The 12,631-nt window shown below is 35.7% G+C and carries 10 protein-coding genes; 6 read left to right on the top strand and 4 right to left on the bottom strand.

Going from position 1 to position 12,631, the window contains the following annotated elements; all coding sequences use genetic code 11:
• Nucleotides 1-73: 73 nt before the first annotated feature.
• From J2786_RS14375 to J2786_RS14365, 3 genes are all read left to right on the top strand, one after another.
• Entirely contained in the window at nt 74-244 is a 171-nt protein-coding gene (locus J2786_RS14375; protein ID WP_047426491.1) for a lmo0937 family membrane protein, read from the top strand.
• Nucleotides 245-530: 286 nt separating this feature from the next.
• Complete coding sequence (surE, locus tag J2786_RS14370; protein ID WP_047426488.1) at nt 531-1,319, top strand: 5'/3'-nucleotidase SurE; 789 nt, start codon at nt 531-533, stop codon at nt 1,317-1,319.
• Nucleotides 1,320-1,496: 177 nt separating this feature from the next.
• Nucleotides 1,497-2,534 carry a GMP reductase gene (locus tag J2786_RS14365; RefSeq protein ID WP_047426485.1) on the top strand — a complete coding sequence of 346 codons (1,038 nt, stop codon included), beginning with the start codon at nt 1,497-1,499 and terminating at the stop codon, nt 2,532-2,534.
• A gap of 48 nt (nt 2,535-2,582) precedes the next feature.
• On the opposite strand, the gene fabG is transcribed toward J2786_RS14365, so the two are convergent.
• The 4 genes from fabG to J2786_RS14345 form a co-directional block, all read right to left on the bottom strand.
• Nucleotides 2,583-3,326, bottom strand: a complete 744-nt coding sequence (fabG, locus tag J2786_RS14360) for a 3-oxoacyl-[acyl-carrier-protein] reductase (RefSeq protein WP_047426483.1) — start codon at nt 3,324-3,326, stop codon at nt 2,583-2,585.
• A 174-nt stretch (nt 3,327-3,500) separates the two neighbouring features.
• On the bottom strand, nt 3,501-5,012 hold the full coding sequence (locus J2786_RS14355; protein WP_156121292.1) for a WG repeat-containing protein: 1,512 nt from the start codon (nt 5,010-5,012) through the stop codon (nt 3,501-3,503).
• 6 nt (nt 5,013-5,018) lie between these two features.
• Nucleotides 5,019-5,693: a 16S rRNA (cytidine(1402)-2'-O)-methyltransferase gene (gene rsmI / locus J2786_RS14350; protein ID WP_047426478.1), complete on the bottom strand. Its 675-nt coding sequence runs from the start codon at nt 5,691-5,693 to the stop codon at nt 5,019-5,021.
• A 2-nt stretch (nt 5,694-5,695) separates the two neighbouring features.
• Entirely contained in the window at nt 5,696-7,177 is a 1,482-nt protein-coding gene (locus J2786_RS14345; RefSeq protein ID WP_047426476.1) for a DUF8457 domain-containing protein, read from the bottom strand.
• Between the two features lie 61 nt (nt 7,178-7,238).
• Between J2786_RS14345 and J2786_RS14340 the strand changes: the two genes are divergently transcribed.
• From J2786_RS14340 to J2786_RS14330, 3 genes are all read left to right on the top strand, one after another.
• Nucleotides 7,239-7,826, top strand: a complete 588-nt coding sequence (locus tag J2786_RS14340) for a thymidine kinase (protein WP_034694049.1) — start codon at nt 7,239-7,241, stop codon at nt 7,824-7,826.
• A gap of 194 nt (nt 7,827-8,020) precedes the next feature.
• Nucleotides 8,021-10,468 carry a bifunctional UDP-N-acetylmuramoyl-tripeptide:D-alanyl-D-alanine ligase/alanine racemase gene (locus tag J2786_RS14335; RefSeq protein ID WP_047426474.1) on the top strand — a complete coding sequence of 816 codons (2,448 nt, stop codon included), beginning with the start codon at nt 8,021-8,023 and terminating at the stop codon, nt 10,466-10,468.
• A gap of 2 nt (nt 10,469-10,470) precedes the next feature.
• Entirely contained in the window at nt 10,471-12,630 is a 2,160-nt protein-coding gene (locus J2786_RS14330) for a patatin-like phospholipase family protein (protein ID WP_310025671.1), read from the top strand.
• Nucleotide 12,631: the final 1 nt, after the last annotated feature.

The raw sequence follows: 12,631 nt of genomic DNA, 5'->3' as shown, positions 1-12,631 counted from the left end.
CAAAAATTAATTTTCAGCCATAAAGGCACAAAATATGCAGAGAATTAACCATACAAATTCAAAATATTAAGTCATGAAAAGTTTACTATGGTTAGTCGCAGTCATCTGCATCGTTGTTTGGCTATTAGGAATGTTAGGAATCGTTCCCGGAATGAGCACAGGTTATTTAATTCACGTTTTACTGGTTATTGCCATTATCGTTATTCTTTATAATATCATTTCTGGCAGAAAACCTCTAGACTAGTGAATTATTTTGTAAACCGTTTAAATTAAAACTGAAATGAAATTTATATTAAATTCCCTTCATTTCAGTTTTATTTTGTGTACTTCGTTCTTTTCCTATTTACGCTTAGTTTCTCATTCTACAAGTCAATGTATGAGAATTTTATTTCTCTTTTCACAATAGCCAATCCCAATCTGGTATTTTATGGCTTCTGATTTTTACCTACATTTGATGTGTTGAAAATCTGTTTGTTCAATTCTTAAATGAGCAAACTCACTCTATTTAAATAAAAAATTAAAGATAATTTATGGAAAGACCACTTATTCTGGTGACTAATGATGACGGAATTACAGCTCCTGGTATCAGAAATCTTGTCAGTTTTATGAATGAAATCGGAGAAGTAGTGGTTGTAGCGCCCAACTCTCCTCAAAGTGGAAAAGGGCACGCTATTACCATCAATTCTACCCTAAGTTACGAAGAAGTTACCCTGGACGGTCCGCAGACTGATTTTTCCTGCAGTGGAACTCCCGTTGACTGTGTTAAAATGGCTCTTGACAAAATTCTGAAAAGAAGACCTGACATTGTGGTTTCAGGAATCAATCACGGAGCAAATTCTTCGATCAATGTAATCTATTCAGGGACAATGTCCGCTGCCGTAGAAGCTGGTGTGGAAGGAATTCCTGCGATTGGATTCTCATTACTGGATTTCAGCTGGGAAGCAGATTTCACCCAGGCTAAGGAATTTATTCAGAATATCGTAAGAAGAACATTGGAAAACCCAATGCCAAAAGGAATTGTACTGAATGTTAATATTCCAAAACTTCCTGCTGAGGAAATAAAAGGGGTAAAAGTTTGTAAACAAGCTCATGCGAAATGGGAAGAAAGTTTTGATGAAAGAATCAATCCGCACGGTAAAAAATATTACTGGCTAACAGGTTATTTCAACAATATGGATGATTCTGAAGATGCTGATGAAACAGCATTGGCTAACGGATATATTTCTATTGTTCCGGTAAAGTTTGACCTTACGGCATACGAATACATGAAAACCCTGGAAGAAGTGATGACTTTTGCAGATGTAAAAGAGGAGAAATAATTCTGGAAACATAAGAAGCTTCGATTCAGAACAGAGCGAAGTTTTTAAATAATTAAAATACGGTTTGAAATAAGTTTTCAAACCGTATTTTTTGTTCCATAAACAGGAAAATCCATGATCTAAGAAACTGTGTGTTCAGGATTATTTACTACCTTTATTCTGACAAATAATTACAAAATGCGTATAGAATATGACATAAAACTGGGGTTTAAGGACGTAATGTTCCGCCCTAAGCGTTCTACTTTAAAATCCCGTTCAGAAGTTGATTTACAAAGAGAATTTACCTTTAAACATACTAAGAAAAAATGGACAGGAGTACCGGTAATTGCAGCCAATATGGATACGGTAGGAACTTTTGAAATGGCCGTAGAGCTGGCCAAAGAAAAAATTATTACAGCGGTTCATAAACATTATACTCCTGAGGAATGGAGCGGGTTTCTCAACAGTCAGCCCGAAAGTATTCACCAATACATTGCCTTAAGTACAGGAACTGGGAAAGCTGATGAAGAAAAAATAAAATTCATCCTCGAAAAACACCCAAAAATAGAGTTTCTCTGCATAGATGTAGCCAATGGATACTCTGAGCATTTCGTTGAATTTGTGAAGAAAGCAAGGGCTAATTTTCCGGATAAAATAATTATGGCAGGAAATGTGGTTACCGGAGAAATGGTAGAAGAGCTTCTTTTGGTTGGTGCAGATATTATAAAAGTAGGTATTGGTCCCGGATCAGTGTGTACTACAAGAGTAAAAACCGGCGTAGGATATCCTCAGCTTTCAGCGATTATTGAATGTTCAGATGCCGCTCACGGTCTGGGAGGACATATCATTGCTGACGGAGGATGTAAGGTACCCGGAGATGTGGCAAAAGCTTTTGGTGGTGGTGCAGATTTTGTCATGCTGGGCGGAATGTTTGCAGGACATGACGAAAGCGGCGGAGAAATGATTGAAGAAAACGGTAAAAAATATCGTTCTTTCTATGGAATGAGTTCCAAAACAGCCATGGATAAGCATTCAGGAGGTGTTGCAGAATATCGTGCTTCTGAAGGGAAAACCGTGAAGGTGCCCTATAAAGGACCTGTAGCAGATACTGTAAAAGATATATTGGGCGGTGTACGATCTACATGTACTTATGTAGGGGCATCAAAGCTTAAGGAACTTTCTAAAAGAACCACTTTTATCAGGGTTCAGGAACAGGAAAACCAGGTTTTTAACTAAGGATCTGAAAAGAAAATAAAAGGCTGCATATGCAGCCTTTTTATATTGTTACGTTAACATTCCGCCGTCAACATTTAACGTCTGTCCGGTAATGTATGCTGACATTTCGCTGCCTAAGAATACACAAGCATTGGCAATATCAGCAGGCTGTCCTCCTCTCTTCATTGGAATTTCTTCTCTCCATCCCTGAACTGTTTTTTCGTCCAGAACAGCAGTCATTTCTGTTTCAATAAATCCAGGTGCAATAGCATTACATCTGATATTTCTTGATCCTAGTTCCAATGCTACAGATTTTGTAAATCCTATTACCCCCGCTTTAGAAGCTGCATAGTTGGCTTGTCCGGCATTTCCTTTTACACCTACTACAGAAGTCATATTGATAATAGAACCAGATCTTGCCTTCATCATCGGCTTGATAACCGCTTTTGTAAGGTTGAAAACTGAATCTAAATTTACTTTGATTACTTTATCCCAATCTTCTTTGGACATTCTCAATAGCAGGTTATCTTTTGTAATCCCTGCATTGTTTATCAAAATATCAATCTGCCCAAACTCCGCCATTACTTCTTCCACCAATTTCTGAGCAGCATCATAATCTGATGCGTCAGACTGATATCCCTTAACCTGGGTTACAGAACTTAAAGCGGCTTCTAATTCTTTTGCTTTGTCTACAGAGCCAGCATAGGTAAATGCTACTTTTGCCCCTTGTTGAGCAAACATTTCAGCGATACCTTTACCGATTCCTCTTGTAGCTCCGGTAATTAGTGCTACTTTTCCTTCTAATATTTTCATATCTATTGACAATTATTTTCTTTTATAACTCGTTCAGCTAGTGACAGCTGCCTCTTCATGTTTCTACAATTCCTTTCTGGAATTAAACGGTTTGCAAAGATATTATAAAATGTTATTCAACCCATTTAAATTGTCAAAATACTACTATTTTTTTGATGATTATCAGGATTTTCATTAAAGTTGAAGGGAATTATTTTTAAATCTGGTGAAATAAATAAAGTCTGTTTTTTTACTTTTGTCTAGTCTTAATACCTCTTTTTGCCAGAAATATTTATCATAAATAATCTCTTTCAGAGGCTCATGCTGAAAATTGGAAACCCCGAATTTTCCTTCTTTTTTAACGACAATTTCGTTTTCAGCATTCCCAAATGTTATAATATCTTCGTAAACAAACGGTACAATTTCTTTTCCTTCCGCATCCAGAATTCCATATAAATTGTCTTTATTTTTACATACCAAAGGTTTTGAATACTGATTAAGGGGATTAAAATATTCAACATCTTCATTTTTTATCTGGCTGATATTTTTCAATTCAGATAATGACTGATCTTTCACAGAAAACCTGTAGTAACGATCCTCTTTTCCAATAATTAAATTATCAGGGTAAAAACCCAAAATCTGAACCCCATCTCCTACAATATTTTTAAGATCTTTATCAAGAAATTTCTCTTCATTTCCTTTTTTAAGGTAAATAAAATCTTTCCCGGAAATGGTGAAGCTTCTTATAAAATCATATTCCTGTGGAACAATCACATTCCCTTCCAGGTCTATAATTCCATATTTCTTTACCTTATCATTATAGACACCGAAATAATTATTCAGTAAAGGATTTACATATTTAAAAGTCTGCGCATACAGCTTTCTGTCTTTTTTATTGAAAACTGTTGTCTTTCCGTTTTTTGTAAGGTAGATATACTCCTTTCTGCCAAAATATTCCGGAGTGATATCGTTATAGATTTCTTCAGCAATTGTATTTCCATCAGTATCAATTAAACCATATTTTCCTGTAGCTTTATTTTGACTAATCAGATAAGGATAAGCATTGATGTTGACAACCAGTTTAGAAAATTTGTGAAGGGTCTGTCCATTAGTTCCAATGATTTCTTTTTCATTGTCTTCATTGATGATCAGTGCTCTGCCCTCTTCAAAGCTATAATCTTCTTTAAATTCCCGGGTGCTGAGCTGTTTTCCTTTAAAGTCATACAGAAACCATCTTTTATCCTTTAAAACCAAAAGTCTGTTCTTCCCTGAAAAACGAATCTTTTCTGAATAAGGAATGATTTCCTTTCCGTTAAAATCATAGACTGCTTCTGCATTTTTTTTTGATGAAATGATGCATTCTTCACTCCACCAAGGTGTATTAAACTCCTGATCATTCAAAGGGATAAGTTCATTCCCTTTTTCGTCAATAACGGCTGATTTTCTACTATTTCCTTCATCAGAATAAAGGATAAAACGGTCTTTGAAAACATGCAGAATACCTCCTTTGTAAGAAGATTCAAATGTTATGGTTCCTAAAGAATCTACAATTCCCTGTTTCTTGTAACCAGTATCATAGAATGTTCCATATCCCTCCGAATAAGAACTGATCTCTTTTCCTGTTTTTTTCGACAGGATCACCTTCATATATTGGTTAGTCTGTGCTGTACAGACTACAGAACACAATACAAAAACTAACTTTTTCAAAGAAAATTAAATAGAATTATTGACAATAAGAACGATCTCCCCTTTTAAAGTTTTACTCTTGGAGAATTCAATTAATTCATTGATTGTTCCACGTTTAGTTTCTTCAAATTTTTTAGAAATCTCCCGGCTTAAGCTTACTTTGGTTTCTTCTCCAAAGAATTCTTTAATCTGCTCCAGCGTGGTATTGATTTTATGGGGACTTTCATAAAGAACAATAGTCTTTTTCTCTTCGGCAAGTTGCTTCAGTTTGGTTTGTCTTCCTTTTTTCTGAGGCAGAAATCCTGCGAATAGAAATTCATTATTAGGAAGTCCTGAAACCACAAGAGCCGGAATCAGAGCGGTTGCTCCGGGAAGACAAATCATATCAATATTATTATCAGCTCCTGCTTTTGCCAGCAAATATCCCGGATCTGAAATACCAGGTGTTCCCGCATCGGTAATAATAGCGATATTCTGGCCGTTTTTAAGGTCTGCAATCACTTTCTCCGTAGCCTGATGCTCATTATGTAAATGATAGGATTTCAAAGGCTTGGAGATCTCAAAATGTTTTAAAAGTACTCCGGACGTTCTGGTGTCTTCACATAAAATATAATCAACTTCTTTCAGGACATTTACCGCCCTGAATGTCATATCTTCCAGGTTCCCGACTGGTGTGGGAACAAAATATAGGATTCCGCTCAAAATTATAAGAATTTATTTTCCACCAATATCCAAAGTCTCTGTGCATATTCATCCACCTTATTCCATTTTCTGTCGTAATAAAGATCGCTCAGATATTCTTTGGCTTCTTCCAGGGTTCTGAATTGGTTCAGCTGGTAAACGGTATCGTTCAGATCAGCCTGGCTTCCTTCAAAAAGCATCTTCGTGAAGGCAAGTCTGTCATTCAGATCCAGCTTAAATTCAGGTTTCAGCTTGTCGGCCTCCATGAATTGTGTTGGAATATTGGATTTCAGAATACTTCCGCTATCTTCTTTTACAACCGGCGTTGTTTTTTCTTCCTTGGAAAGCTCCAGATGATCGTCATCAAAAAGTGACTGAACAGCCTTCATTCCTTTGATATTGGCTAATTTTATTTTTTTCTCCCGATGGTATTCTTCTAAATTTTCGAAGCTCTCATCAGAAGGATGTTTATCTGTTTCTTCACGAACAGGTTTGTCGATTTCAACAATTTTTCTTCGGTCATACACTTCGGCAAGGATGCTTTCTTCTTTTACAGGTTCTTCTGAATGGTCATTTTTAATCTCACTCAGAATATTTTCTACATTGGAAGTTTCTGTTGCCATTTCTCCCTGCTCTATGGAAATGTTCGAAGCTACAAATTGCTCTTCGTTTTCTTCAATCAGTATTTCATCATCCAGCGTTTCTGTATCAAAAATGCTCGGAATTGTTTCCGTTACAGAAGATTTTACATCATTTACTACTGCAGAATCCTTTTCTTTTTCAGATTCAGGCTCAATACTTTCTTCTTCCTGTTCTTCTATTTCATTAAGCTGATTATTGAAAACAGCTTCTTCCTCGGTTACTTCATTATGAAACAGATCTTCATTAAGATCTTCATCCGAATCCGGTGTAGAATCTGCCAGAATTTTATCCTCATCTACAAAACTCAAAACAGCTCTCTGTTCCTCAGAAATTTCATTTTCATCAATTTCATTCAGTTCATTATTGAAAGCAGCTTCTTCTTCCAGGGTTTCATATTCGGAAGTCTGTTCCTGAATATTTTCAGCTAGTTTTTCTTCGTTGTTTTCTTCTACAAAACTTACGATATTTTCATGGAATTTATTCTCAACAATTTCATTCAACTGATTATTGAAAACAACTTCTTCTTCAGATTCATCTGAAAAAACTTCATTTTCATCAATTTCGTTCAGTTCATTATTGAAAATAGCTTCTTCTTCCATCACTTCATTTCCTGTATCATGATGTTCTGTTTCACCTGAAACAAACGAGACATACTGATGATCCGGATTTTGCGCCGTATTATCTGCTACGAAGTATTCAATATTTTTTTCCAGCAGTTTCAAAAAAGAAATCCTGTTAGCAAGCTCATCTACAAGATCTTGCTTGGAAAGTAATTCGTCTATATTGCTTATTTTGTCCAGATTATCAATGATATTCATGGATTCAAAAAAAATCTTTTCCTTTAAATCTTGGATATTCTGCATAATAAGATTCTTATTAAAATTGCTTACTTTTGATGTTAAAAATATACGGCTAATTTAACAAATGTTTTTAGAAAATACAATTAATCATTCCAAACAAAGTGGTTGGATGGAAGTGATTTGTGGCTCTATGTTTTCCGGTAAAACCGAGGAACTTATCCGCAGATTGCGAAGAGCGGAAATGGCAGGACAGAATGTGGAAATTTTTAAACCTAAAATGGATATCCGATATTCTGAGGAGGATGTAGTATCTCATAATCAGAATAAAATCCGCAGTACCGCAGTAGAAAACCCTAATGAAATTCTTCTGCTGGCTTCCAATTGTGATGTAGTAGCCATTGATGAAGCTCAGTTTTTTGATGAAAGCATTGTTGATGTGGCCAACCAGCTTGCCAATAGCGGTATCAGAGTAGTGATTGCAGGATTGGATATGGACTTTCTGGGCCGTCCGTTTGGACCCATGCCTAATTTGATGGCGACTGCCGAATATGTTACAAAAGTGCATGCTATTTGTAAGAGAACAGGTAATCTGGCCAACTATTCCATGAGAACTTCTCAGGGAGATAATCTGGTAGAATTGGGAGAAACTGAAAGCTATGAAGCAGTAAGCCGCCGTGTTTTTATTGACGAAGTACTTTCAAAAAGAAAATAATAAATGAATAAAGGCAAAACAGAGAAAAACAGCTGTTTGCTACAAAACATACAATATATTCACTTAATATAAAATGAAAAGCGAAATGCTTTATTGTAAAATAGTAAAAAAGAAATAGGTTACAGAACGGTCTTTATTCTTTTTCAGTTTTACCTTTTTGCAGTTTCGCTCAAAATAAAGCAGAAAGGGTACCAATGAATTATACAGTACAACACATTGCAGAGATCACCAATGCACAGATCATTGGAGACGGAAATTTATTGATCAAAAATATAGCGTACGACAGCAGAATTATTTATTCTACCAAACATACAGCCTTTATTGCCATCAATACTCAGAAAAATTCCGGTGAAAAATTTATTGAATCTGCAATGGACAGAGGTATCAATGTCATTATTTCTGAACATCATTATCCGGAATTTGAAAATATAACCTGGATTATTGTTGAAAATTCCGTAGAGTTTCTTCAAAAATTAGCAAAGTATCATTTCGAACATTCTCACTTACAATCTATCGGAATTACGGGAAGTAATGGTAAAACTATTTTAAAAGAATGGTTGTATCAATGTGTATGGAATGAATTTCCTACGGTAAAAAGCCCCAAGAGTTTTAATTCTCAGATCGGCCTTCCCCTCTCTCTTCTCCAAATCAACAGTTCACATCAGCTGGGAATTTTTGAGGTGGGGATTTCAAAACCGGATGAAATGGAAAAACTTGAAAATATTTTCCACCCTCAGATCGGATTGTTAACTCATATTGGAACTGCACATGCTGCCAACTTTTCTTCCGAGGAAAAACTGATTGATGAAAAAATCATTCTTTTCAAAAATTCCGAAGTGATTATTTATAATGGTGACAATGCTCTGGTTGATCAAAAAATTAAAAATTCATATTCGGATAAAAAATTAATTTCTTACGGTTTTAAAAAAGAGAACCAGGTATTCATCAAAAACAATATTTCCAAAGATGAAAACATCATTGTTGAATATTTTGGTGAAGAAATCAGTTTTCCGGTTCACCAGAGAGACGAAGCAACATTAACCAATGCTATGGCGCTTATCTCCGTACTTAAGGAACTGAATATCGAAAATAAAAAGATCGTTGAAAAAATCAACCTTTTAAAAGCCGTTGAAATGAGGCTTGAAGCAATTGAAGGAATTAAAGGCAATATTGTCATCAATGATTCTTTTAATCTTGACCTCGATTCTTTGAAGACTGCCCTTCAGTTTTTAAATGAATATAATAAATCTAAAAAATCACTGGTTTTAACAGATATCGTTGGAGTGAATTCCAATGCTAAAGAATTATATGAAGAAGTTTCTGAACTTGTGAATGAGCAGCATTTTGATTCTGTATTCTTAATTGGCGATGAAATATCAAACTTTAGTGAATTATTTAAAGCTAAAACCTATACTTTTATTGATACCAAAGAGCTCATTGAAAGTAAACATCTTACTGAAATAGAAAATCAGATTATTCTACTGAAAGGAGCCAGAAAATTTGAGATCGAAAAACTAAAAGATATTCTTGAGCTCAGAAAACATGATACGGTATTGGAAGTAAACCTTAATGCAATCCTTCACAATATCAACTATCATAAATCTCTTCTGAAGCCAGGAACTAAAATGATGGCCATGGTAAAAGCCAATGCTTATGGATTGGGAAGCTATGAAGTATCAGAATTTCTTCAGCACCATCATATAGATTACCTCGGAGTAGCTTATGCTGATGAAGGTGTAGAACTTCGTAAAAAAGGGATCACGACTCCTATTATTGTGATGAATCCTGAGCAGCACAGCTATCAGACAATTATTGAATATAATCTTGAACCTGAAATTTATAGTTTCAGAGTGTTGGAATTATTCTATGAAGCCGTTCAAAAATCCGGATACGACAAGAAATATCCTATTCATATAAAGCTGGAAACCGGAATGCACCGTCTTGGTTTTAAAGATTTTGAGCTGGATCAGTTAAGCGAGACTTTAAGCCGGAAAAATGTAAAGGTACAGAGCATGTTCAGCCATTTATCATCTTCTGATATGCCTGAAGAAAAAGAATTCACATTAAAACAACTCGAGGTTTTTGATAAAAATTCCAGTTACCTTATTGAAAAATTAGGGTACACTCCTATCCGCCATATTCTCAATTCAGCAGGAATTACAAGCTATAAAGATCACCAGCATGATATGGTAAGAATCGGAATCGGTATGCTGGGAGAATCAGCAGATCCTGAAATTCAGAAACAATTACGTTCTGTGGTAAGCTTTAAAACCGTAATTTCACAGATATCAACCGTTGAAAACGGGGAATCCGTAGGATACAGCAGAAGATATAAAGCTGATCATCCTACAAGAATTGCAACGATTCCTGTGGGATATGCAGATGGAATTCCAAGACTGATCGGAAACCAGGTAGGAAATGTTGGTGTGAATAAAACATTAGCGCCTATCGTTGGAAATATCTGTATGGATATGATGATGATCAATGTAGACCATATTCCGAATGTAAAAGAAGGTGATACGGTAACTGTTTTCAACGCCAAACCAAGTTTAAAAGAATTCGCAGGATACTGCAAAACGATAACCTATGAAGTATTAACCTCCATTTCGCCCCGGGTGAAACGGATTTATATAAAAGATTAACTATGAGAAAACTCCTGATTCTGCTTTCCATATTCCAATTGTTATTGATCCATTCTCAGGTAAAAAAAGATTTGGTAATCCCGAAAAACCCAAAGATCGGATTATCGCTTGCCGGTGGTGGAGCTAAAGGATTTTCACATGTCGGAGTTCTTAAAGTATTAGATTCCCTGGGGGTGAAAGTGGACTATATTTCGGGAACCAGTATGGGAGCGATTGTAGGCGGATTGTATGCCGCCGGGTATTCCGGAAAAGAAATAGAAAAAATAGTCATGGATACGGATTTCTATTCTCTCATTATGGATCCGAAGTCCCGGCAGGAAGCCAGCTTTTTCAATAAATCTGTAGATAAATACCTTTTATCCATTCCGCTTAAAAACGGAAAAATCACACTTCCATCTTCTATCAGCACCGGCCAGAGAAACGTTTATCTTCTGAAAGAACTTTTCAAAAACGTTTCCAATATTGAAGACTTTTCTAAGATGCCTATTCCATTCCTATGCGTCGCCACCAATCTTGAAAGCGGAAATATGCAGATCTTTGAAAAAGGAGATCTGGTGCAGTCTATCATGGCAAGCTCGGCTTTTCCATCTTTAATGGATCCAGTAAAAATTGGCGACAGTATTTATATTGACGGAGCGATGACGGTAAACTATCCATCAAAGCCTTTAAAGGACAAAGGAATTGATATTGTTATCGGCGTAGACCTTAATCAGGATCTATCCAAAAGAGAGGATTTAAACAATATTATATCCATTCTGAACCAGGTCATTGATTTTGGAATCAAAAAAGATACCCGAAGACAATATAAATATACGGACATCAATATCAAACCCAACCTGAAAGGAATGTCTGCTACAAGCTATGATGATAAAAAGAAAATTCTGGACAGCGGATATGTGGAAGGATTGAAATATTCCCATATCCTTGACCAACTTCCCAAGAAACCATTTGACCGCCTCAGACAGCGTGTAAATCCTATATACTCCAACGTTTATAAGATAGATAGTATTTCCATCGAAGGCAGTAAAATTTATGGTAAAAACTATACCCTTGGGAAAATGGGGTTACGCCTTCCCTCTTTGCAGACTTATGGAAGTATTAATAAAATGATTGATAAACTGGTTGCTACCAACAACTACAAATTTATCAATTATGATATTGTTCAGGAGAATGATGCCAACTATCTGAAGCTTTACGTAACTGAAGATGATGCCCGTCATTTCTTGAAATTCGGACTTCATTATGATGAAGTTTTTAAAACAGGACTTCTTTTGAATTATTCGGCAAAGAGACTGTTATTTAAAAATTCAAACCTCTCTCTGGATGTTGTTGTAGGAGACCGTCTGAGATATTATCTGAATTATTTTGTAGATAACGGATACATTCCGGGAGTTGGTCTTTATTCGTCAGGAATGAGCTTTGATATAAAAAATATAGACAACTATGTAGTAGACCGCTGGGAATGGATCAGAAATGAAGCCTATATACAATCCATATGGAAGGACAAATTTGCCATTGGGGGTGGTATAAGCCATGACTATTTTAAAGCAGAAAACAGCAATGGAGATAACAGGCGGTACAGCCGTTTTCTGAACCCTTACGTCTTTATAAAAACTGACACCCAGGATGACAAGGAATTCCCAACAAAAGGGGTTTATTTTGCGGCAGAAGGAAAGGTTGTAGACCTATTGAAGTCTGAAGTTGATAAAAGAATCATTCAGATTAAAGCAGATCTTAAGCTTAATATTCCACTTGGCAAGCAATTCAGTTATCGTCTTAATTTATTTGGAGGGGTTACACTTGGTGACAATCTTCCGGCCTATTATCAATATCGATTAGGAGGAATTTTTGAGCAGAATCTCATGAATTTTAAAAGTTTTGGAGGGTTCTATTTTGCCCAGCTTTATACAAACAATGTAATACTGGCATCCAATGATATCCAGTTTAAGTTTAATAAAAACTATTTTATCAGTGGAAACTTTACCTTTGCTAACTTATCAAACGATATTAAATTTGAAGATGCAGTTAAAGTAAATTATAGCTCATTAGGAATAACGGCAGGTTACAAATCTCCTTTCGGGCAGATAAAAGTAAACTTCAGCCACTCACTTAAAAACAACCAAAAAGGTATATTCAGTGTTATTTTAGGACACTGGTTTTAAA

It is taken from the genome of Chryseobacterium vietnamense (assembly GCF_031454475.1).
GTDB classification, from domain to species: domain Bacteria; phylum Bacteroidota; class Bacteroidia; order Flavobacteriales; family Weeksellaceae; genus Chryseobacterium; species Chryseobacterium vietnamense.
The sequence above is the reverse complement of the archived record's forward strand: the minus strand, read 5'-3'. Positions and strand labels throughout refer to the sequence as shown.

Excerpts from the sequence above, each read along its gene's own strand:
- J2786_RS14345 (WP_047426476.1), bottom strand. The coding sequence starts at position 7,177 with ATGCAGAATATCCAAGATTTAAAGGAAAAGATTTTTTTTGAATCCATG.
- surE (WP_047426488.1), top strand. The coding sequence starts at position 531 with ATGGAAAGACCACTTATTCTGGTGACTAATGATGACGGAATTACAGCT.
- J2786_RS14365 (WP_047426485.1), top strand. The coding sequence starts at position 1,497 with ATGCGTATAGAATATGACATAAAACTGGGGTTTAAGGACGTAATGTTC.
- fabG (WP_047426483.1), bottom strand. The coding sequence starts at position 3,326 with ATGAAAATATTAGAAGGAAAAGTAGCACTAATTACCGGAGCTACAAGA.
- J2786_RS14335 (WP_047426474.1), top strand. The coding sequence starts at position 8,021 with ATGAATTATACAGTACAACACATTGCAGAGATCACCAATGCACAGATC.
- J2786_RS14375 (WP_047426491.1), top strand. The coding sequence starts at position 74 with ATGAAAAGTTTACTATGGTTAGTCGCAGTCATCTGCATCGTTGTTTGG.
- J2786_RS14330 (WP_310025671.1), top strand. The coding sequence starts at position 10,471 with ATGAGAAAACTCCTGATTCTGCTTTCCATATTCCAATTGTTATTGATC.
- J2786_RS14340 (WP_034694049.1), top strand. The coding sequence starts at position 7,239 with ATGTTTTTAGAAAATACAATTAATCATTCCAAACAAAGTGGTTGGATG.